15 protein-coding genes are annotated in these 21484 nt (G+C 72.9%); 6 read left to right on the forward strand and 9 right to left on the reverse strand.

Annotated features, from left to right (window positions below):
• Nucleotides 1-260: 260 nt before the first annotated feature.
• Nucleotides 261-3098, reverse strand: coding sequence for a preprotein translocase subunit SecA (secA, locus tag FGE12_RS09995; protein ID WP_153866166.1), 2838 nt, complete (start codon nt 3096-3098; stop codon nt 261-263).
• A 460-nt stretch (nt 3099-3558) separates the two neighbouring features.
• Between secA and rlmM the strand changes: the two genes are divergently transcribed.
• Nucleotides 3559-4590, forward strand: a complete 1032-nt coding sequence (gene rlmM, locus FGE12_RS10000) for a 23S rRNA (cytidine(2498)-2'-O)-methyltransferase RlmM (protein ID WP_370458941.1) — start codon at nt 3559-3561, stop codon at nt 4588-4590.
• 16 nt (nt 4591-4606) lie between these two features.
• On the forward strand, nt 4607-5302 hold the full coding sequence (locus FGE12_RS10005) for a GGDEF domain-containing protein (protein ID WP_153866168.1): 696 nt from the start codon (nt 4607-4609) through the stop codon (nt 5300-5302).
• A 191-nt stretch (nt 5303-5493) separates the two neighbouring features.
• Here the strand turns inward: FGE12_RS10005 and FGE12_RS10010 are convergent, their stop codons facing one another.
• The 4 genes from FGE12_RS10010 to FGE12_RS10025 form a co-directional block, all read right to left on the reverse strand.
• A complete protein-coding gene (locus FGE12_RS10010) occupies nt 5494-6411 on the reverse strand; it encodes a M23 family metallopeptidase (RefSeq protein ID WP_194797751.1) in 918 nt (305 codons plus the stop codon).
• A 311-nt stretch (nt 6412-6722) separates the two neighbouring features.
• Nucleotides 6723-7484, reverse strand: coding sequence for a Stp1/IreP family PP2C-type Ser/Thr phosphatase (locus FGE12_RS10015; RefSeq protein ID WP_153866170.1), 762 nt, complete (start codon nt 7482-7484; stop codon nt 6723-6725).
• Between the two features lie 126 nt (nt 7485-7610).
• Nucleotides 7611-9398, reverse strand: coding sequence for a DNA repair protein RecN (gene recN / locus FGE12_RS10020; RefSeq protein WP_194797752.1), 1788 nt, complete (start codon nt 9396-9398; stop codon nt 7611-7613).
• 182 nt (nt 9399-9580) lie between these two features.
• On the reverse strand, nt 9581-12835 hold the full coding sequence (locus FGE12_RS10025; protein WP_194797753.1) for a DEAD/DEAH box helicase: 3255 nt from the start codon (nt 12833-12835) through the stop codon (nt 9581-9583).
• A gap of 155 nt (nt 12836-12990) precedes the next feature.
• Here FGE12_RS10025 and FGE12_RS10030 point away from each other — a divergent pair, with 155 nt between their 5' ends.
• The 3 genes from FGE12_RS10030 (at nt 12991) to thrS (ending at nt 16002) form a co-directional block, all read left to right on the forward strand.
• The gene (locus FGE12_RS10030; protein ID WP_153866171.1) at nt 12991-13992 is read left to right on the forward strand and encodes a D-glycerate dehydrogenase; all 1002 of its coding nucleotides are present in this window, start codon (nt 12991-12993) and stop codon (nt 13990-13992) included.
• On the forward strand, nt 13992-14522 hold the full coding sequence (locus tag FGE12_RS10035) for an adenine phosphoribosyltransferase (protein WP_194797789.1): 531 nt from the start codon (nt 13992-13994) through the stop codon (nt 14520-14522). Before FGE12_RS10030 ends, FGE12_RS10035 begins: the two co-directional genes overlap by 1 nt.
• Nucleotides 14523-14796: 274 nt before the next feature.
• Nucleotides 14797-16002: a threonine--tRNA ligase gene (gene thrS, locus FGE12_RS10040; RefSeq protein WP_153866172.1), complete on the forward strand. Its 1206-nt coding sequence runs from the start codon at nt 14797-14799 to the stop codon at nt 16000-16002.
• Between the two features lie 29 nt (nt 16003-16031).
• On the opposite strand, the gene FGE12_RS10045 is transcribed toward thrS, so the two are convergent.
• The 4 genes from FGE12_RS10045 to FGE12_RS10060 all read right to left on the reverse strand — a co-directional run bounded on the left by FGE12_RS10045 (nt 16032) and on the right by FGE12_RS10060 (nt 20039).
• Nucleotides 16032-17339, reverse strand: a complete 1308-nt coding sequence (locus FGE12_RS10045) for an SBBP repeat-containing protein (protein ID WP_153866173.1) — start codon at nt 17337-17339, stop codon at nt 16032-16034.
• Between the two features lie 163 nt (nt 17340-17502).
• Nucleotides 17503-18024, reverse strand: coding sequence for a hypothetical protein (locus FGE12_RS10050; protein ID WP_153866174.1), 522 nt, complete (start codon nt 18022-18024; stop codon nt 17503-17505).
• 25 nt (nt 18025-18049) lie between these two features.
• A complete protein-coding gene (locus FGE12_RS10055) occupies nt 18050-19102 on the reverse strand; it encodes a CBS domain-containing protein (RefSeq protein ID WP_153866175.1) in 1053 nt (350 codons plus the stop codon).
• 91 nt (nt 19103-19193) lie between these two features.
• A complete protein-coding gene (locus FGE12_RS10060) occupies nt 19194-20039 on the reverse strand; it encodes an NAD(+)/NADH kinase (RefSeq protein ID WP_194797754.1) in 846 nt (281 codons plus the stop codon).
• A 112-nt stretch (nt 20040-20151) separates the two neighbouring features.
• Here FGE12_RS10060 and FGE12_RS10065 point away from each other — a divergent pair, with 112 nt between their 5' ends.
• Entirely contained in the window at nt 20152-21483 is a 1332-nt protein-coding gene (locus FGE12_RS10065; RefSeq protein ID WP_153866177.1) for a replication-associated recombination protein A, read from the forward strand.
• Nucleotide 21484: the final 1 nt, after the last annotated feature.

A 21484-nucleotide genomic window follows, 5' to 3' on the forward strand; every position in this document is an offset into this window, starting at 1 on the left:
TTCCGCCACGCCCGCTTGGGACTGCGCCGGTGGCCCTCCTCTGCGGAGAATCCCGTAGGAGCACCAGTCACCGGACACGGACGTGTGAGTATTTGGTTCGGGTGAAAAAACAGCGTCCGCCCCCGGGGGGACCCGGAAGCGGACGGCGTACCTAACAGAACCCCTCCGGGCGCCGCAAGCTTCGTGTGTCCGGGGCCTACAGCCCCGGGACGCCCCGGCAAGCGGTCTGCCCGGCCGGAGGCCAGGCGAGGGTCAGGGGGCTAGGCCGTGGCCTCGCCGCCCCCGTGGCACTTCTTGTACTTCTTGCCGCTGCCGCAGGGGCAGGGGTCGTTGCGGCCCACGCGGGGCCCCTCGCGCTGGGCGGCGGGCTGCGGGGCGGCGGCGGCGCGAGCCTGCTGCTGGGGCTCGGGCTGGGGCCTTCCTTCCGCGTCCGCGCGGCCCTCGTGCGCCTGGGCGGCCTTCTGCGCCATCTGCCGCTGCAGGCGCGCAGTCTCCTCGGCCGCGTTGCGGCTCTGCACGCGCATCAGCTGGCCCACGAACTGGTGGCTGATGGTGGAGAGCATCTGCATGAAGCCCTCGTAGCCCTCCTTCTTGTACTCCTGCTTCGGGTCCTTCTGGCCGTAGCCGCGCAGCCCGATGCCCTGGCGCAGGTGGTCCATGGCGAGCAGGTGGTCCTTCCACAGCCCGTCGATCGTCGCCAGGTAGCGGTACTGCAGGAAGCGCAGGAACTCCTCGCCGAACTCCTCCTGGCGCTGGGTGATGACCTTGCTCACCACCTCGAAGATCTGCTCCTGCAGGTGCTCGCGGGTGCCCGCCGGCGTGAAGCTCATCTCCACGTTGAGCGAGTCCTTCACGCTCTGCTGCAGGCCCTCGAGGTCCCAGCTGTCCGGGTTCTTGGTGGGGCAGTACACGTCCGTCATGCGGACGATGACGTCCTCCACCGCGTCCAGGACCAGCTCCTGGAAGTCCTGCCAGCTCACCGTCTCCTCGGTGCGCAGCTTGACCTTGGTCTTGGGGTCCTCCTCGTACTCGATGAGCGGGATGCCGGCGCCGGCAGCGAGCACCTTGCGGCGCAGCTTGTAGATGGTGCGCCGCTGCTGGTTCATCACGTCGTCGTACTCGAGCAGGTTCTTGCGGATGTCGAAGTTGTGGCCCTCGACCCGCTTCTGCGCCCCCTCGATGGCGCGGCTGAGCCACTTGTGCTCGATGACCTCGCCCTCCTGCATGCCCATGCGCTCCATCAGGAGCGTGATGCGCTCGGAGCCGAAGATGCGCATCAGGTCATCTTCGAGCGAGAGGTAGAAGCGGCTCATGCCGGGGTCGCCCTGGCGTCCCGCGCGGCCGCGCAGCTGGTTGTCGATGCGGCGGCTCTCGTGGCGCTCGGTGCCCAGGATGTAGAGGCCGCCCAGCGCGCGCACCTCCTCGCGCTCGGCGCGGGTCTGCTCGGTGAACTGGTTGAGCAGCTCGGTGTACCTGCGCGCGTGCTCGGCCAGCGCCGCCTGATACGCCGTCAGGTCCACGGGCGGCGCGGCCGGGTCGCTGCTGGGCTCGGGCGGCAGGGGCTCGGGGCCCACGGCGTTGTGGGCGAGCACCTCGGGGTTGCCGCCCAGGAGGATGTCCGTACCGCGGCCGGCCATGTTGGTGGAGATGGTGACCGCGCCCTTGCGGCCCGCCTGGGCGATGATGTCCGCCTCGCGCTGGTGCGCCTTGGCGTTGAGCACGTTGTGCGGCACGCCCTCCTTCTTGAGGAAGGAGCTGAGCGCCTCGCTCTTGGCGATGGACACCGTGCCCACGAGCACCGGCTGCCCCTTCTCGTGCAGCTCCTTGAGCTCCTTGGCGGCCGCCTCGAACTTCTCGCGCTCGGTCTTGTAGACCACGTCGTCCAGGTCCCGGCGGATCATGGGCCGGTTGGTGGGGACCACGCGCACGTCGAGGTTGTAGATCTTCGCGAACTCCTCGGCCTCGGTGTCGGCGGTGCCGGTCATGCCCGAGAGCTTGGAGTACATGCGGAAGTAGTTCTGGAACGAGATGGTGGCGAGCGTCTGGTTCTCGTTCTCGATCTTGACGCCCTCCTTCGCCTCCACCGCCTGGTGCAGGCCATCGCTCCAGCGCCGGCCCGCCATGAGGCGGCCGGTGAACTCGTCCACGATGATGACCTCGCCGTCCTTCACGACGTAGTCGCGGTCGCGCTTGTAGAGCGTGTGGGCGCGCAGGGCCTGCTCGACGTGGTGCAGGGTCTCGATCTCGCCCGGGTCGTAGAGGTTCCCGATGCCGAGGCGCTTCTGCAGCTTCTCGATGCCCTCGTCCGTGAGGGCCACGCTCTTGCCCTTCTCGTCCAGGGTGTAGTCCTGGTCCGGCACCATGCCGGGGATGACCGCGTCCACGCGCTTGTACTTGTCGGTGGTGTCGTCGGTGGGGCCACTGATGATGAGCGGGGTGCGCGCCTCGTCGATGAGGATGGAGTCCACCTCGTCCACGATGGCGAAGTTCAGCTCGCGCTGGACGTAGTCCTGCAGGCGGAACTTCATGTTGTCGCGCAGGTAGTCGAAGCCGAACTCGTTGTTCTGCCCGTAGGTGATGTCCGAGCGGTAGGCCTCCTGGCGCTGCTTGTCGCTCAGGTCGTGGAGCACGCAGCCCACGGTGAGGCCGAGGAAGTGGTGCACGCGGCCCATCAGCTCCGCGTCGCGGCGGGCGAGGTAGTCGTTCACCGTGACGATGTGCACGCCGCGCCCGGAGAGCGCGTTGAGGTAGGCGGGCAGCGTGCCGGTGAGGGTCTTGCCCTCGCCGGTGCGCATCTCGGCGATGCAGCCCTCGTGCAGGAACATGCCGCCGATGAGCTGCACGTCGAAGTGGCGCTGGCCGAGCGTGCGGCGGGCCGCCTCGCGGGTGAGGGCGAAGGCCTCGAAGAGCAGCTCGTCGAGCGGGCGGCCGTTCTGGACCTCCTGCTTCATGCGGGCGGTGGCCGCAGGGAAGTCCTCGTCCCGGAGCGCCCGCATCTTGCTCTCCAGCTCGTTGATGCGCGCTACCTTGGGGCCCGTCTTCCTGAGCTCGCGCTCATTCTTCGTGCCGATGATCTTCTTCAGCGTCCACTCGATCATGTGATTTGGCTCTCTCGGCCGAGGCTCGCCTGGCGTGTGTCTTCTGGCCTGTGTCTTGGCGCGCAGATTCTCTGAACGCGGCAGGCGAGTGAAGGGAAATCCCCGGAGACGGAAGATGTAAGAGGCGGGGGAGACGTGCGAAACCGGCAGTGGTCCTCAACGATTCCCCCTGGCCGGCCGCCCAACGGGGCGGCAGGCCAGACTAAGGCGGATTAACACCTTGGCAATGTCGCGCGAACGAAATCCCCGCTCGAAGGGCTCCCGGCCCTCTCAAAAGGCCGGCCCGGGCAAGGGCGGCAAGCCGGGCCCGCGCCCCGCCCCGGCGCCCTCCGGCGAGCGCCGCCCCGCCTCCCGGGCGCAGCGCGCGGCGAGCGCCGCCTCGGCCCGCAAGGGCTACCACGCAGCGCCCGCTCCGGGCGCAGGCCCCTCGGCGGCGCGCCCGCCCCCGGTGCCGCCGCGGGTGCGCGCCCCTCCCCTCCCCCGCGAGCCACTGCTGCCGCGCGCCGGGCGCTTCCTCTGGACCTGCCGCGCGGGCTTCGAGGCGCACCTCTTCGAGGAGCTCGCCTGGGCGGGCGCCGCCCCGCGCCTCGTGGCGGAGGCCCTGGTGGAGAGCGATGTACGGGCGGGGCTGCTGCCAGCCTTTGCCCGGCAGGGGCTGCGGGTGCTGGAGGCCTTCGCTCCGTCGGCGCCCGAGGCGGCGCCCGCGCTGCTCGCCGGGCGCCTGCTCGGCGCCGTGGGCAAGGCGCCCTTCGCGCTGCAGGCCTTCACCCCGGACACCGCGGCGGCGAACCCCCTCGCCTCCGAGGCGGAGGCGCTGCGCGACGCGGTCGCGGCCGCGCTGCCGGAGGGCCGGGTGCTGGCCGAGCCCGAGCGCGCGCGCGATGCGGGCGGGCTCCTGGTCTCGCTGGTGCTCGCGCCCGGGCTGCTCGCGGTGGGCAGCGCGCCCGCGCGCGAGGCGCTGAGCCTCGCGCCCGGCGGCCGCCAGCGCATGCGCCGCGAGGCGGATGCGCCGAGCCGCGCCGCGATGAAGCTGGAGGAGGCGCTGCACGCGCTGCCCCTGGAGCCGGCGCGCGGAGACGTGTGCGTGGACCTGGGCGCGGCGCCGGGCGGCTGGACGCAGCGGCTGGTGGCGCGCGGCGCGCGCGTCATCGCCGTGGACCCGGCGAAGCTCCTGCCCGAGCTCGCGCGCAACCCGCGCGTGCGCCACGAGCAGGCGAGCGCCTTCAGCTACGAGCCCGAGGAGCCGGTGGACTGGCTCTTCTGCGACATGGCCTGGCGCCCGCTCGAGGTCGCGCAGCTGCTGGCCAAGTGGGGGCGGCGCGGCTGGGCGGACCAGCTCGTCGCGAACATCAAGCTGCCCATGGACGACAAGAACCCGGTCCTCGTCCGCGTGCGCCACACGCTGGAGCAGGACGGCGGCTGGCAGGGCCTGCGCGTGCGCCAGCTCTACCACGACCGCGACGAGGTCACCGTCACCGCGCGCCGGCGCTGAAGGCCCTTCCCCTCCCATGCCCTACCCACTCGACGACGCCACCGCGAACCGCCTCGTGAACCTCTTTCCCCGCGTGCTGCAGCGCGAGCGCGAGCCCGTGCAGGCGGCGCTCACCCTGCTGCTCGAGGCCGAGGAGGCGCGCCGCGGCGCGCCCGACGCCACGGGCGCCCTGGGCGCGCTCGCGCTGCTGCAGGGCACGGTGCTGAAGGAGGAGTACGACCTCTCCACCCACGCCCACCACGACGCCTGGCGCGTGGACGCGCTGGTGGCGGACGTGCGCGGCCTCATCCACGTGAACGCGCGGCACGGCTTCGCGGCAGGAGATGCGCTGCTGCGCGGGGTGGTGGGCGCGCTGAAGGGCGCCTTCCCCGGCGCGCGCGTGGTGCGCCTGCACGGCGACTGCTTCGCCGCGCTGCTCGTGCCCAGCTCCGGGCTGCAGCTCGATGAAGGCGCTGGCAACGGTTCAGCGGCGCGGGCCGAGGCAGCACTCACGGAGGCGGCGCGCGCGGCGCTGCCCGCAGGCGCGGAGCTCCCCGGCTTCACGCTCGCGCAGCTCTCGCTCGCCGTGCGCTCGCCCTCCCACTGGCAGGTGCTGGGGCCGCTGGTGTGGGCCGAGCTCGAGCGCGCCTTCGCGCTCGCGCGCATGGGCGGGGAGCGCGGGGTGCAGCGGCGCACGCTGGAGCTCGCGGGCGCGGTGCCCCTCACGCCCTGAGGGGCCCGGTGGGCGCACCACCCCTGGGCCCGCGCGCCGCGATGGCGCCCGCCCCCTGGGCGGACGCGCAAGCGGGCTGCGGCAGAAGCTGCCCTGCTGCGCAGGCCCCCCCGGAAAGCGCGCGGCCCGCGCAGGGGTCCGCGAAGGGACTCCCGGGCGGGCCGTGGGGCGCCGTCGCGCTGCGTTCCTCGCTACTCCTCGAGGATGAACTTGCGCGGGTTCTGCGGGATGCCGTTCACGCGCACCTCGTAGTGCAGGTGCGGGCCGGTGGAGCGGCCGGTGTTGCCCACGTTGGCGATGGGGGTGCCGCGCTTCACGCGGTCGCCCGCCTTCACGTTGATCTTCGCCAGGTGGCCGTAGCGCGTCTTGATGCCATAGCCGTGGTCGATGACGATCACGTTGCCGTAGCCGCCCTCGAGCCCCGCGAACACCACGGTGCCGTCCGAGGGCGAGAAGACCTCCTTGCCCTGCGGCGCCGCGATGTCGAGGCCGCCGTGCATCACCCGGTCCGCGGTGTACGGGTCCAGGCGCTGGCCGAAGTCGCTCGTCACCCAGCCGCGCGCCGGCCAGATGGACGGGGTGGAGGCGAGCAGCGACTTCTGGTCCTGGAAGTAGGCCTGCAGCTCCTGCAGGCTCTGCTCCTGGCGGGTGGCCTCCGCCGAGAGCCGGTCCAGCCGCCCCACCAGCGCCTTGGGCGACTCGGTGGTGGTCAGCTGGGTGAACTGGGTCTCCGCCGCGGGGGCGGTGGTGCCGGGGGCCGCCTCGGTGGGGCCCATGGCGAGGTTGCGCTGCGGGTCGTTGAGCAGGGTGACCGCGCGCAGCTTCTGGTCGAAGCGCTCCACGCGGTCGAGCGTGGAGCCGATGTGCTCGATGCGCTCGCGCACCGTCTTGAGCTGGCTGCGCAGGGTGAGGTTCTCCTCGCGCAGGATGCGGTTCTCGGCGGCGTCCTGCGCCACGGAGAAGTAGTGGACGCTGGCCCCCAGGCCCAGCCCAGCCAGGAGCATGACGCCCATGCCCACCTGGACCAGGAAGGACTTCTGGATCCGGTAGCGCTTCACCGGAGAGTCGTGATCCGGAACCAGAATCACGGTGTAGGACTTGTTCGCCACTGACGGCTCCTCCTCAGACCACTGCCGACTCTTCGACTCGCAAGGCCCCAGAACCTAAGGCCCGCCCGCTCGCCCGACACCTCCCCCACCCACCAGGCGACCCGTACGACCGTCAGCCAACCGCCGCTTGGCAGAGCCTCGGCAGGGGGGTCGGGAGCTTTCCCCGAGGCTTGAACAGTGTCAAGGTAAACAATCCCCGTACCTGTGTGAAACTAATGGGGACTCAAACGATGTGGGGACCGGTGGGGAATGAACGGTGACCCTGGCCAGGAGGAGGACCCGCGGCGGCAGGCCGCGGCCACCGGGCCCGGCTAGGCGCGCGTCTGCACCACGATGGCGGTGATGTTGTCGTCGCCGCCGCGCTCGTTGGCGAGGTCGATGAGGGCCTGGGAGGCCTCCTCGAGCGAGCGCGCCTGGCGCACGGTCTCGAGCAGCTCGCGGTCCTCGACCATGTTGGCGAGCCCGTCCGAGCAGAGGACGAAGGTGTCGCCCGGCTCGGCGACCAGCCCCATCACGTCCACCAGCACCTCCTCCTCGAAGCCGACGGAGCGGGTGATGATGTTCTTGTAGCGCGAGTGCTTCGCCTCCTCGGGGGTGATCATCCCGGCCTTGATCTGCTCGTTGACCAGGGAGTGATCCTCGGAGATCTGCTGGATGAGGTCTCCGCGGATGAGGTAGGCGCGGCTGTCCCCCACGTGGGCGAAGAAGGCGAAGTCGTCGTGCACCACGAGCGAGATGACGGTGGTGCCCATGCCCGCCAGCCGGGGGTCCTCCTGGGCGGCGGCGAAGATGGCGCGGCAGGCGGCCTCCACCGAGGCGCGCAGGGCCTCGGGGATGGCGGAGTCCTGCAGGTTCGCGGTGGTGACGAAGGGGTTGTCGCGGGAGTCGCGCGCGCGGCGCAGCTCCTTGTCGATGGTCTCCACCGCGATGCGGCTCGCGGTGCCGCCGCCGGCGTGGCCGCCCATGCCGTCGGCCACGACGTACAGGTGCAGCTCGTCATCGACGAGGAAGCTGTCCTCGTTGTGGTTCCGCTTGCGGCCGACATCGGTGAGGCCGGCGGAAACGACTGTCATGCGGTGGGCCGCGGCGTGCCCTGCGGGTGTCGACACGCCCCGGATGCTAGGCGAGGCCCCGGGCCGGGGCAAGGCGGCGACCACAGTGCTACAGCCCTGTCTGTCGCCGCCGGTGCAGCCGCGCGCCTAGGCGGAGCGCCGGAGGCGGCGCCGCTCGCCGCCCCCCTCCCCTGCCGGCACGGGCGCAGGCCCCGCCCCCGGAGCGCCGCGCTTCGCGGGCGCCGGCGCGGCGGCGGGCCGGGCGCGCTGCTGCTGGGCGGCGCGCACCAGGGCCTCCGCGGCCCCGAGCGCCTCGCGCGTCACCTCCACGCCGGAGAGCATGCGCGCGAGCTCCTGCGTGCGCTCGGCGCCCGCGGCGAGCGGGACCACCTCGGACACGGTGCGCTCGCCGCGCAGGTCCTTGCGGATGAGCAGGTGCGCGTCCGCGTAGGCGGCCACCTGCGGCAGGTGCGTGATGCAGAGCACCTGGCGGTGCCCGCTCACGTCGCGGATCATCCGCCCCACCACGTCCGCGATCGCGCCGCTCACGCCGCTGTCCGCCTCGTCCAGCACGTAGGAGCCGCAGCCGTCGCTGCCGGCGAGCGCGCGCTTGAGCGCGAGCAGCAGGCGGCTGGCCTCGCCTCCGGAGGCCACCTTGGCCAGCGGGCGCGAGGGCTCGCCGGGGTTCGCGCTGAAGAAGAACTCCACCTCGTCCAGGCCCTCGGGGCGCAGCGTCTCCGTGGGCGTGACGCGCACCTCGAAGGCGGCCTTGCCCAGCGCGAGCTGCGAGAGCCCCTCGCGCACGCCGGCCGCGAAGTCCCGGGCGCAGGCGCTGCGCGCCTTGGAGAGGGCCGTGCCGCTCGCGCGCGCGCGGGCCTCGGCCTTGCGCCGCTCGGCCTCGAGCTCCTCGAGGATCTCCTGCCGGTTGTCCAGCGTGGCGAGCTCCGCCTCCAGCTCGCCGCGGCGCGCGAGCACCGCCTCGAGCGGCGCCGCGTGCTTGCGGCACAGGCGCTTGATCGCATCCAGGCGCTCGTCCACCTCGGCGAGGCGCTCGGGGTCGCCGTCCAGCGCCCCCACGTAGCGCCCGAGCCCGCGCCCCGCCTCCTCCAGCTCCGCGAGCGCGCCGCCGAGACTCTGCGCGAGCGGGGCGAGCGAGGCGTCCAGCTTCAACGCCTCCTGCACGAGCGAGAGGCTCTTGCCCACCACCTCCACCGCGTTGCCGTCCTCGCCCCCGCACAGCAGCGCCTCGGCCTCGGCCGCCTGGCGCCGCAGCTTCTCCGCCCCGGCGAGCCGCTTGCGCTCGGCGTCCAGCGCCAGGTCCTCGCCCGGCTGGGGGTCCACCCGCACGATCTCCTCGAGCTGGAAGCGCAGGAACTCGGCGCGCTGGCGCACCTTGGTCTCGTCTCCGCCGAGCGCCTCCATGCGCCCCTGCACGTCGCGCAGGGCCGCGTAGTCGCCGTAGTAGGCCGTGAGCGCGGCCGAGAGGTCGCCGTAGCGGTCCAGAAGCGCGCGGTGCAGCGCGGCGTCGAAGAGGCTCACGTGCTCGTGCTGCCCGGCGATGTCCACCGCGCCGCGCATGAGGCGCGCGAGCACGCCCACCGTGACGAGCGCGCCGTTCACGTACGCCTTGCCGCGCCCCGTGCGCCCCACCACCCGGCGCACCGAGAGCTCCTCGCCCAGGTCCGGCAGCCCCAGCTCCTCGAGGCGCGCGCCGAGCACGGGGGTGCGCAGGAACACGCCCTCCACCGAGGCCTCGTCGCAGCCCGCGCGCACGCAGTCCGCATCCGCGCGACCGCCGAGCAAGAGCCCCAGCGAGTCCACCAGGATGCTCTTGCCCGCCCCGGTCTCGCCCGTGAGCACGGTCAGCCCCGTACCGAAGCCGACCTCCACCTCCTCGATGACCGCCACATTCGAGATGCGCAAGCCCGTGAGCACGCCGCTTCCCTCCGTCTGGCCGCAGTGGGCCTGGATACTGAACACCCTACCAGTGGCCCCTGACACTGCACAAGCGTTCACCCGGGAGCTCGGACGAGGGCTCGCAGGGCAAGGGGGCTCGAGCGCAGGAGGCGCGCAGGGGAACGGCGGAGGGGGGCGGAGTTCTTCCGCCCCGATGAGGGCTACTCGGGGAGGAACAGGTCCGCGACGTCCTGCTCGCTCAGCAGCTTGCCGAAGTCCGCGTCCGCGCTGAGCACGCCGGCGGCGAGGTCCTTCTTGCGCTTCTGCAGGGTGAGGATCTTCTCCTCCACCGTGCCGCGGGTGATGAGCTTGTAGCTGATGACGGCGCGCGTCTGCCCGATGCGGTGGGTGCGGTCGGTGGCCTGGTCCTCGACGGCCGGGTTCCACCACGGATCGTAGTGGATGACGTAGTCGGCCGCGGTGAGGTTGAGGCCGGTGCCGCCCGCCTTGAGGCTGATGAAGAAGAGCGGCGGGCCGTCCCCGCGGTTGAACTCGTCCACCTTGCCCATGCGGTCCTTGGTGCGGCCGTCCAGGTACAGGTAGCGCGTGCCCTTCTTGTCCGCCTCGGTCTTCAGCAGCTCGAGCATCTCGGTGAACTGGCTGAAGACGAGCGCGCGGTGCCCTTCAGCGATGAGGTCCGTGACGAGCCCGCCGAAGCGGTCCAGCTTCGCGCTGGAGGGCAGGAGCGTTCCGGGCGGCATCTTGAGCAGGCGCGGGTCGCAGCACACCTGGCGCAGCCGCATCAGCGCCGCGAGGATGCTCACGCGGCTGCGCTTGAAGCCGACCTTCTCGATGCTCTCGCTCACCTTGCGGCGGCTCTCCTCGAGCACCTCGCGGTAGAGCGCCGCCTGGCCGGGCTCCATCTCGCAGTAGGCCACGGTCTCGGTCTTGGGCGGCAGGTCCTTGGCCACCTCGGTCTTGAGCCGGCGCAGGATGAAGGGCTGGATGCGGCGGCGCAGCCGGTCGCGCACGAGCGGATCGTTGGCCACCTGGATGGGCTGCTCGTAGCGGTCGCTGAAGCCCTCGGCGCTGCCGAGGAAGCCCGGCATGAGGAAGTCGAAGAGGCTCCAGAGCTCCGAGAGCCGGTTCTCCAGCGGCGTGCCGGTGAGCGCGAGCCGCATGTCACAGGGCAGGCTCTTGCACGCCTGCGCGGTGGCGCTGTCCGCGTTCTTGATGTTCTGCGCCTCGTCGAGAATCACGTAGCGGAAGCCCACCCCGCTCAGCTCCTCGAGGTCGCGGCGCACGAGCGCGTAGCTGGTGAGCACCAGGTCCATGCCCTTGAGGTCCTCGGCGCGCTCGCGCCGGTCCTGCCCGTGCCACACCATGGTCTTGAGGCCCGGCGTGAACTTCTCCGCCTCGCGCTCCCAGTTGGCGAGCACGCTGGTGGGGGCGACCACGAGGCTGGGCTTGCGCCCCTCGTCGTTCGCCACCTTCTGCAGCATGGAGAGGGCCTGGATGGTCTTTCCCAGACCCATGTCGTCCGCGAGGATGCCGGACAGGCCGTGGCGGTGCAGGAACCACAGCCACGCGAGGCCCGACTCCTGGTAGTGGCGCAGGGTCGCCTGCAGGCCCTCGGGCACGGCCACCTTGGGCACGCCCTGGGTGTCGCGCAGCTCGAGCATCGCCTGGCGCGCCTTGGTCTCCACCTCGGTGAACTCGCCCAGGTCGACGAGCAGGTCCAGCGCCACCGCCTGGTGCAGGGGCAGGCGCGTGGTCTTGCGACCGGGCAGCGCGCCGGCCTCCTCGAGCAGGTCCGCGGCGCGCTTGAGCTCGGCGACGTCGGCCTCCGCGAAGGAGCCGTCCTTGAGCGGGACGAACTTGCGGCCCGAGTCCAGCCACATGCGCACCGCGCCCAGGTCCACCTGCTGGTCGTCGGTGACGAACTCCGCGTCCAGCTCGAACCAGCTCACCCCGCTCATGCCCACGCGGATGCGGGGCTTGAGCTTGGGGCGCAGCCGCACCTTGGGCGCCTGCACGCCGTAGCGCTCCCACTCCTCGGGGAGCGAGGCGAGCCCGCGCGCCCAGAACTCCACCGCGGCGTCGCCCGTGGCCTCGAAGGCCTGGGCGGGCGCATCGAAGCGGAAGCCCATCTCCACGAGGCGCTTGCCGGCCGCGCGCTCCTGCTCCTCGCGGCGGCGGTAGAGCTTGCGGCTCTCGCCGCCCACGCCGCTCGCGTAGCCGAGGTGCGTGGCGGTGGGGCTCACCGACACGGTGGCCTGGCCGTAGCGCGCGGCGAGCTGCGCGCGCACCTTCTCGGGGTTGCCCTCGAGCGTGAGCACGAAGCGCGGCTCCACCGACTCGTCCACGTCGATGTTGTCCGCCTTGAGGCTCATCCGGAAGCGCGGCAGGTGCGCGGCGAAGAAGGTGAGCACGCGGTCGAGCTGGCCCGCGGGGAAGGCCATGTTCGGCTCGAGCAGCCACTTGCGCAGCAGGCGCGGCGGGAAGTCCGGCTCCACCGCGTGCAGGTTCTGCCCGGCGAGCACGAAAGTGCGCCGGCCCGCGAGCAGGATGACGTCCTTCATCGCCTGGGCGCTGCCGTCGGGGAAGAGCAGCTCGATGCGCGCGAGCGCGCCGTCGGGGCGCGACTCGAGGCGGATCTGCGGGCGCGCCGCCTGCTCCATGAAGACCAGCGGCGTACCGCGGTAGATGACGCGGCGCTGGCGCAGCAGGTCCAGCACGTCCACCAGGTCCTCGTCCGAGAGCACGATGCGCGAGTCGTAGCGGTGCTCGTGCTTCGCGAGCACGAGGAACACGCGCTCGTCCGCGGGCGCGATGCGGGTGCCCGCCTGCAGCACGCGCTTCACGTGCACCGGGCCCTTGGCCTGCGCGTCCTGGCGCCGCACGTCCACCACCCAGTGGCGGCCCACCGCGCCCGCGCCGGACGGCGTGAGGCGGTAGAGGAACTCGTAGTCCGGCAGCGAGGAGAGCCCCAGCCAGCTCTCGAGCTTCGCGAGCGCCGGCAGCGTGACGGCCTCGGCGGCCGGGGGCAGGTCCACCATCGGGTCGTCGTTGCTCGCCTCCTCGGGCGCGTCGTCGCTCGGAGCGGGCTCGGCCACGCGGGCCACCGGCTGGGGCCGCGCCGCGGCGCCCGGGATGCGGAAGCGCGCCGCGTAGATGAGCGCCATGGCCACCACGTGCTTGCAGTGCGGCCCGTACGCGTTCCACGAGGCGCAGGTGCACTTGGAGGTAGCGCGGCCGTTGGCCACCTCGAGCGAGGACTCGTAGCGCTCGCCGTTGGAGCCGGCGACGAGGGCGCGGATGGTCGAGCCCTCGCGCTGCAGCGCGCTCACGCGGCGGCTCTCCGCGTACTCGCGGCCCTTCTTGAAGGTGGTGGGCTGGACCTCGGCCTTGAGGGCGCGCAGCCACTGGCCGTCCTGCGCACTGAGGGGTTCTCGGCTGTCAGCAATCGAAGACACGCGTCGTAGCTCGCCCGGCGAAAAGGGAATCTCTGCGCATAACACACGCCGCCCCCCTCTGGGCGAGGGGTTTGTGCCGCCCCCGGCCTGCCGCCCCGCAGCCGTCCACTCCTCGCCGGCCGCACAGCAGGCAGGTGTGCGAGCATGTCCGGCGCATGACCTCCGCCTCCCCCCACTCCCCCAACTGGCCCCGCGTCTTCGTCACCCGGCAGCTGCCTGGCACCGCGCTCGCGCAGCTCGCGGCGCAGGTGGACCTGGAGGTGTGGCCCGGGCCCTTGCCGCCCCCTCACGGCCTCCTCTGCGAGCGCGCACGGGGGGCAGACGGCCTCATCACCCTGCTCACCGACCGCGTGGACGAGGCGCTGCTCGCGCAGGCGCCTTCCTTGCGCGCGGTGAGCAACGTGGCGGTGGGCTACGACAACATCGACGTGGCGGCCTGCACGCGCCGGCGCATCGCGGTGGGCAACACGCCGGGCGTGCTCACCGAGACGACGGCGGACTTCGCCTTCGCGCTGCTGCTCGCGCTCGCGCGCCGCGTGGCCGAGGCGGACCGCTTCGTGCGCGAGGGGAAGTGGAAGACGTGGGAGCCGGGGCTCTTGCTGGGGCCCGACGTGCACGGGGCCACGCTGGGGCTGGTGGGGCTGGGGGCCATCGGCGCGGCGGTGGCGCGGCGCGCGGCGGGCTTCGGGATGCGGGTGCTCTACGTGGGGCGCAGCGCGCAGCCGGAGCTCGAGCGGACACTCGCGCTCGAGCGCGTGGACAAGGCGCAGCTGCTCGCCCAGAGCGACATGGTGAGCCTGCACGTGCCGCTCACCCCGGAGACGCGCGGGTGGCTCTCCCGCGAGGACTTCGCGCGGATGAAGCCGGGCGCGCTGCTGGTGAACACCGCGCGCGGGCCCGTGGTGGATCAGGCGGCGCTCGTGGAGGCGCTCGCGAGCGGGAGGCTGGGCGGCGCGGCGCTGGACGTGACCGACCCCGAGCCCCTGCCGCAGGACAGCCCGCTCCTGCAGCTGCCCAACGTGCTGCTCGCGCCGCACATCGCGAGCGCGAGCCACGCGACGCGCGGCAAGATGGCCCAGATGGCGGTGGACAACCTGCTCGCGGCGCTCTCGGGCCGCAGGCCTCCCCACTGCGTGAACCCGGAGCTCTACGCGTGATCGATCCCCAGCTCGCCGCCGACCTCGCCGCCCGCCTGCGCGACGTGCCCGACTTCCCCAAGCCGGGCATCGTGTTCAAGGACATCACGCCGGTGCTCGCCGACCCGCGCCTCTTCGCCCGCGTGGTCACCGCGCTCTCCGCGCCCTTTCGCGGCGAGCACGTCACGAAGGTGGTGGGCATCGAGGCGCGCGGCTTCATGTTCGGCGCCCCCGTGGCGCTCGCGCTCGGCGCGGGCTTCGTGCCTGCGCGCAAGCCCGGCAAGCTCCCGTGGCGCAGCGTGCAGGAGCGCTACGCGCTCGAGTACGGCACGGACGGGCTCGAGCTGCACGAGGACGCGCTCGCGAAGGGCGAGCGCGTGCTGGTGGTGGACGACCTGCTCGCCACCGGCGGCACCGCGGGCGCGGTGGGGAAGCTCGTGGAGCGGCTGGGCGGCGAGCTGGTGGGCTACGGCTTCGTCGCCGAGCTGGGCTTCCTGCCAGGGCGCGCGCGGCTCGGCGGCGCGCGGGTGCAGGCGCTGATCACGCTGTGACGCCGCCGCCCCGCTCCCGAAGGGGGGCAGGTTGACATCGGGCGCGCATCGCCGCACCCTGTCTCTCGTGAGCTTCGTCATCACTACCGCGACCACGACTTCCACCACGACCCGCAAGGGCGGGCTGGGAAGCGTGCGCGCGGCCGACTGACGAGGACCCCGCGCCCCTTCCCGCCCCGCCCGCTGCCGGCGGGGCGCGCGCGCGCAGGTGGTCCCTCACACACCGCTCCCCTCCGGCATGGCCCCTCACGCTCCCGAAAGGAGCCTGTACGTCATGCTCGACGAATTCGATCACCGCTCCATCGGCCAGCGCCTCGACCTCTTCCACCTGCAGGAGGAGGCCCCCGGCATGGTCTTCTGGCACCCGCGCGGCATGCGCCTCTTCCGCCTCCTCGAGGAGCGCGTGCGCCAGCACGTGCAACGCGAGGGCTACCGCGAGGTGCGCACCCCCCAGGTGATGGACCAGGCCATCTGGGAGAGCAGCGGCCACTGGCAGAGCTTCCGCGAGGGCATGCTGCTCGTGGGCGGCGCGGAAGGCCCGGGCCATGCCGCGCTCAAGCCCGTGAGCTGCCCCGCGCACATCCAGCTGGTGCGCCGCCAGCTGCCCTCCTTCCGCGACCTGCCGCTGCGGCTCGCGGAGTTCGGCCTGGTGCACCGCAACGAGGCCTCGGGCGCGCTGCACGGCCTGTTCCGCCTGCGTCAGTTCACCCAGGACGACGGCCACATCTTCTGCCGCGAGGAGCAGGTGGCCGCGGAGGTGGCGCGCTTCTGCGGCTCGCTGCGCGCGCTCTACGCGGACTTCGGCTTCGGGGAGCTGGACGTGGCCTTCTCCAGCCGGCCCGCGGTGCGCGCAGGCGACGACGCGCTGTGGGACCGCGCGGAGGCCGCGCTGCGCGAGGCGGCGGAGGGCGCGGGGCTCGCGCTGCGCCACCAGCCGGGCGAGGGCGCCTTCTACGGCCCGAAGTTGGAGTTCGTCCTGCGCGACTGGCAGGGGCGCTCCTGGCAGTGCGGCACCCTGCAGCTGGACTTCGTGCTGCCCGAGCGCTTCGACCTCGCGTACGTGGACTCGGGCGGTGCGCGGCGCCGCCCGGTGATGCTGCACCGCGCGCTGCTGGGCAGCATGGAGCGCTTCCTCGGGGTGCTGCTCGAGCAGCACCGCGGCGCGCTGCCGCCGTGGCTCTGTCCCGAGCAGGTGGCCGTGGTGGGCATGGGGCCACAGGCGGGCGACTACGCGCGGGAGCTCTCGGCGCGACTCGAGGCCGCGGGACTGCGCGTGCAGGTGGAGCCGCGGGCGCAGTCACTCGCCCGCAGCATCGTCGAGGCCTACCGCGCGGGCATCCCGTACGTGGCGGTGGTGGGCGGACGGGAGCTCGCCCACCGACGGGTGTCGCTGCGCGGCCGCGGCGAGGACCCGCACGACGTGGGCTTCGAGGAGGCGGTGGCCGAGCTGCAGGAGGCCTGCCGCCCCCTGCCCGGCTAGGGCGCGCCGCTGAGGGGGACGCCTCCCTCTCAGCGGCCGTCGGTGTCGAAGCGGCGCAGCACCACGTCGCGCTCGCCCGCCGCGCTGCGCGTGCTGCCCACCACGAGCACGTCGCCGGCGCGCGTCACCACCACGTCGCGCGCCTCGTCGTCCGCGGGGCTGCCCCACTGGCGCACCCAGACGGTGTCACCCCGGGCGTCCAGCTTCGCGAGGAAGGCGTCGCTGCCTCCGCGCGGTGCGCCCTCGAGCGCGCCGCGCGTGGTGCCCGCCACGTACACGCCTCCCGCGGCATCGAGCGCGAGCCCGCTCGCGCGTGCGGCGTCCTCCGCGCGCCCGAGCCGCCGCGCCCACTCGAGCGTCCCGTCCTCGCGGAAGCGGAAGAGGAAGGCGTTCTGCACGCCGTCGTTTTCGAGCGCACCCGTCAGCAGGTCGCTGAAGGAGACGGCGAGCAGGTACAGCCCGCCGTGGCCGTCGAGCGCCACCGCGAGGGGCCCGTCGATGTCCGGCGTGCGCAGCTGCCGCGTCCACGTCCGCGCGTGGTCCGGGCCGAAGCGGGTGAGGAACACGTCGGTACTGCCGGCGCCCTCCCCCTCCATGCCGCCCATGGTGGCGCCCGCGACGTAGAGCGCGCCGTCCGGCCCCCTCGCGAGCGGGTGGCCCCAGTCGTCTGCCTCCGTGCCGTAGACGCTGCGCCACAGCAGCTGCCCCTGCGCATCGAGGCAGTCGAGCGTGGCCTCGGTGCCGCCGCGCGGCTCGGGCGCGGGCGCTCCGAGGCTGCCGGTCCCTGCCACCGAGCCTCCGGAGAGGCACACCTGGCCGTCGTCGCCGAGCGCGACGCCCATGCCGAGGTCCGTGCCCGGCCCTCCCTGCTGGCGCGTCCAGCGCAGGCTGCCGTCCGCGCCGTAGCGCGCGGCGTAGAGGTCTCCTTCCGGAGAGGCGCTGCGTCCCGGGAGCGCGCCCTGCGCGGTGCCCACCAGCACGGCGTCGCCCGCCGCATCCACCGCGAGGTCCGCGAGCGTGTCCGCCTCGGGAGAGCCCAGCTGGCGCACCCACGCGGGGCGCCCGTCCGTCCCGAGCCTCAGGAGGAATGCGTCCTCCGCACCCTGCGCGCCCTCCGGCGCACCCTCGAAGCGGCCGCGCGTGGTCCCCGCCACGTACACGTGGCAGGCCGCATCCACGCCGAGCGCCACGCCCACGTCGTCCTCCGCCGTGCCCAGCTGCAGCTCGGACCAGGTGACGCGCGCGCAGACCGGCTCCGCCTCGCCCCCGGCGCAGCCGAGCAGCGCGAGCGCGAGCCCCGCTGCCACGCCTCGAAGCGCTCCATCGTGGGCTGCCATGACGTCCCCCCTCTTGCTCCGGCCCTGCGATGCGCCCGCACCCTGTCGCCACCGGGGTGACGGCGGCGTGACGCGCGCCCCAGCTTCCCGAAAGAGGGACCCAAGAGCGAGTGGGCCCTCACGGTGGCGCTCGCCCTGCGCATCTTCCGGTGGGGGTAGCCGCCTACTCGAAGAGCAAGTCCATCCGCTCTCCGTCGGAGAGCCGCTCGGGCGGCTTCTGCTCGATGCGGCCCACGAGCGCCGCAGAGCGCGCCTTGCAGACGCTGCGAAGGTCGTAGGCGATGGGGAAGATCTCCTTCGGCTTCAGCTTCAGGAAACGCGCGAGCGCTGCGGGGCCGCGCTCAGCCGCGTCGAAGTCGAAGTAGCGCGCGAGGTGGAAGGTGCGGCCATCGCGCGGCACCGAGAGCATGATGAACTGCTGCGTCTGGCGCGGGCTCTTCACGCTCACGTTAGACAGAGTGGCGAAGACCCGGGTCCCGTTCGCCAGGGTCACCTCGGTCGCCACGATCCGTCCATCCAGGTGGGTCACGGGAAGCTTCTGGACGGCGCGCATCATGGTTTCGCTGTCGCCGTCGCTCTCCTCGTTCGTGAACTCCCAGACGGGGAACGCGCGCAGGTCATCGGGCGTCAGCTCGCTGACGTCCTTCGTCGGCGCGCGGGGCTTCTTGGCGGGAGCCTTGGGCATGAGCCCAAGCCTCCCACAGGAGGGCCTAGAAGCGGCTCCAGAACGAGCGGCGCGAGGAGATGCGCTCGAGGGCCTGCTGCAGCTCCTCGTCCTGGTCGGCGCGGTTGGCCACGTCCGCCATGGCGATGATGCCGAGCAGTCGGTCCTCGCGGTCCACCACGGGCACGCGGCGCACCTGGTGACGGCCCATCAGCTCGATGACCTCCACGAGCGAGGTCTCCGGGGTGACGGCGTGCACGTCGTCCGTCATCACCTCCTTCACCCGGAACTGCTCGGGGCTGCGCTGGTCGGTGAAGGCGCGCACCACCAGGTCGCGGTCGGTGACGAGCCCCAGCAGCCGCCCGCCCGGGTCCACCACCGGCACCACGCCCACGTTCTCGTCGCGCATGAGGCGCGCGGCCTCCTGCAGGCTGCTGTCGCGGCTCACGGTGCGGGGGCTGCGGGTCATGACCTCCTGCGCGGTGAGCGGCTCGCGCTGCCAGCGCCGCGGCACGCTGCCCTCCTCGCGCAGGCCCCGGGACCCCGAGGTGAACGCGTGCCCCGGAGCCTCGGACCCACCTCGCCCGCCGCGGCGCAGCTGCTCCACGAGGCGCGCCTCCTCGGCCGCCATGCGCTCCACGCGCTCGCGCCCCGCGAACGCCGTGGCGAAGCCCGCGCGCGTGGGCGCGCTCGCGTAGAAGTCGCCCCCCTCGTCCAGGCGCCCCGGGGAGGGGCTGCGCTCGCGCAGCTCGGCGCGGTCGCGCCCGGCGCGGTTCGGGTCCGGCTCCCAGGGCTGCTCCCCGTGCCAGCCCCCGCCCCAGCGCTCCAGCTCCGCGGCGCGGCCCTCGGGCGGGCGCGGCTCGTACGAGAGCGTGGGCGTGAGCAGGCGCAGGCTCGCGGCGCGGTGGAAGCGGCCCTGGCGCGCCTCGGGCTCCTCGTCGCGGTCCTGCCGGTAGCCGGTGAGGTCCGAGCGGCTGCGCTCGGCGCTGCCCGGAGGCGTCAGCTCGGGCGCACGGGGCACCTCGCCCTGCCGCTCCGGCGCCACCCCGCGCCGCTGCAGGTCCCGCTCGTTGCCGTTTCCGTTGTCACGCCAGGCCATGGGCACACCCTCCTGGCGCCTACGCTTTCCACGGAGCGGGTCCGGGGCCACCGCGGGTGCGAGCGCAGCGCCCGCCTGCCCGCTGGACAGGCTAGCGCTGACCCCAGTGCAGCTTCTGCCGGAGGATGGAGAAGTACGCGACCTTGGGGTTGCGCACGAGGTTCACCCGGTTGGGCGAGCGCTCCACCTCGAGGATGTCCCCGCCCTGCAGCCCGTGGCCGGTCTGCCCGTCCAGGGTGAGGTAGGTGTCCGCGGTGTTCGGCCCCAGCTCGATGCGCACCAGCCGCTCGGCGGGCACCACGATGGAGCGCTGGGTGAGGGCGTGGCTGCAGATGGGCGAGAGCACCATGCAGTCCACCGAGGGGTGGACGATGGGGCCGCCGGCGGAGAGCGAGTACGCGGTGGAGCCGGTGGGCGTGGCGACGATGACGCCGTCGCTCTTGTAGGTGGTGATGTAGACGCCGTCGATGCTCGCGTGGTGGTCCCCGATGCGCGCGAGGGCCCCCTTGTTGATGACCACGTCGTTGAGCACCTCGTCCTCGAGGCAGAGCTTGCCCGCGCGCACCAGCCGGCAGCGCAGCTTCATGCGCGAGTCCACCCGGAAGCGCCCCGCGAGCACCTCGTCGAGCTGCTCGAAGAGCCCCTCCACCGGCACCTCGGTCATGAAGCCGAGGCTGCCCAGGTTGACGCCCAGGATGGGTACGCCCCGGCCGCCCAGCAGGCGTGCGGCGTGGATGAGGGTGCCGTCCCCGCCCAGCACCACCGCGAGGTCGGCGCGCGAGGCGAGCTCCCGGTCCTCCACGCGCGGCCAGCCCAGCGCGTGCGCGAGGGCGCGCTCGGCGAGCAGGGTGAGCTGCGGGTAGCGCTCGCGCAGCTGCAGCGCGAGCTGCGCCGCCTCCGGCTTGTCCTTCTTCGCGATGAGGGCCAGGGTCTGCACGGTCAGCGGCAGTCTTAATCCACCCGCCCCCGGCCCGCCTCCCCTTTCCCGGTGGACAGCCCGGGCACTGTCCCTGCGCAGACGGTGGGACGGGCGCGTTATAGGAGGGGGCATGGACCTCTTCGATCACGCGGGCCAGAAGGAGCAGGAGGCCACGGCCCCGCTCGCCGAGCGCATGCGGCCCACCACCCTGGACGACTTCGTGGGCCAGGAGCACCTCACCGGCGAGGGGCGCTTCCTGCGCCGCGCCATCACCCAGGACCAGGTGCCCTCGCTCATCCTCTGGGGGCCGCCCGGCACCGGGAAGACCACGCTCGCGCGCGTCATCGCGCAGAGCACCGGCAGCGCCTTCGAGTCCCTGTCCGCGGTGCTCGGCGGGGTGAAGGAGATCCGCGAGACGGTGGCGCGCGCCCAGGAGCGCCGGCGCATGCACCGCACCCGCACCCTGCTCTTCATCGACGAGATCCACCGCTTCAACAAGGCGCAGCAGGACGCGCTGCTGCCCCACGTGGAGAAGGGCACGGTGACGCTGATCGGCGCCACCACCGAGAACCCCTCCTTCGAGGTCAACGCCGCGCTCCTCAGCCGCTGCCGCGTGGTGACCCTGCGCGGGCTCGAGGAGGAGGAGCTGGTGCGCGTGATGCGCCGCGCGATGGAGAGCCCCAAGGGGCTCGCGGGCCGGGTGCAGGTGGACGAGGAGGCGCTGAACTTCATCGCCCAGGCGGCCGGCGGAGACGCGCGCAAGGCGCTCACCGCGCTGGAGGTGGCCGCGGGGCACGCGGGCGCGCACGTCACGCGCGAGGCCGCCGAGGAGGCGCTGCAACAGAAGACCCTGCTCTACGACAAGGGGGGCGAGGAGCACTACAACGTGGTCAGCGCCTTCATCAAGAGCATGCGCGGCTCGGACGTGGACGCCGCGCTCTACTGGATGACGCGCATGCTCGAGGCCGGAGAGGACCCGGTGTTCCTCTTCCGCCGCATGGTCATCTTCGCCTCCGAGGACGTGGGAAACGCGGACCCGCGCGCGCTGGGCGTGGCGGTGGACGCGCTGCACGCCTTCCAGCTGATGGGCCTGCCCGAGGGGGCGCTGCCGCTCACCCAGGCGGTGACCTACCTGGCGCTCGCGCCCAAGAGCAACGCGGTCATCACCGCGTACGGCGCGGCGCGCGCCGCCGTGACGCAGGAGGGCGCGCTCCCCGTGCCCCTGCACCTGCGCAACGCCCCCACCCAGCTGATGAAGGGCATGGGCTACGGCGGCGGGTACAAGTACCCGCACAACTTCGAGGGCAACTACGTGCCCGAGGACTACCTGCCCGAGGCGCTCAAGGCGCGCCGCTTCTACACGCCGAGCAGCAACGGCTTCGAGGCCCAGATGCGGCAGCGCTACGAGGAGATCCAGCGCGTGCTCGCGGCGCGGCCGCGGGAGCCGGGGGAGGAGGGCTAGC

Source organism: Aggregicoccus sp. 17bor-14 (assembly GCF_009659535.1).
In the GTDB taxonomy this organism is placed as follows: domain Bacteria; phylum Myxococcota; class Myxococcia; order Myxococcales; family Myxococcaceae; genus Aggregicoccus.

Excerpts from the sequence above, each read along its gene's own strand:
- secA (WP_153866166.1), bottom strand. The coding sequence starts at position 3,098 with ATGATCGAGTGGACGCTGAAGAAGATCATCGGCACGAAGAATGAGCGC.
- FGE12_RS10005 (WP_153866168.1), top strand. The coding sequence starts at position 4,607 with ATGCCCTACCCACTCGACGACGCCACCGCGAACCGCCTCGTGAACCTC.
- FGE12_RS10015 (WP_153866170.1), bottom strand. The coding sequence starts at position 7,484 with ATGACAGTCGTTTCCGCCGGCCTCACCGATGTCGGCCGCAAGCGGAAC.
- FGE12_RS10030 (WP_153866171.1), top strand. The coding sequence starts at position 12,991 with ATGACCTCCGCCTCCCCCCACTCCCCCAACTGGCCCCGCGTCTTCGTC.
- thrS (WP_153866172.1), top strand. The coding sequence starts at position 14,797 with ATGCTCGACGAATTCGATCACCGCTCCATCGGCCAGCGCCTCGACCTC.
- FGE12_RS10045 (WP_153866173.1), bottom strand. The coding sequence starts at position 17,339 with ATGGCAGCCCACGATGGAGCGCTTCGAGGCGTGGCAGCGGGGCTCGCG.
- FGE12_RS10050 (WP_153866174.1), bottom strand. The coding sequence starts at position 18,024 with ATGCCCAAGGCTCCCGCCAAGAAGCCCCGCGCGCCGACGAAGGACGTC.
- FGE12_RS10055 (WP_153866175.1), bottom strand. The coding sequence starts at position 19,102 with ATGGCCTGGCGTGACAACGGAAACGGCAACGAGCGGGACCTGCAGCGG.
- FGE12_RS10065 (WP_153866177.1), top strand. The coding sequence starts at position 20,152 with ATGGACCTCTTCGATCACGCGGGCCAGAAGGAGCAGGAGGCCACGGCC.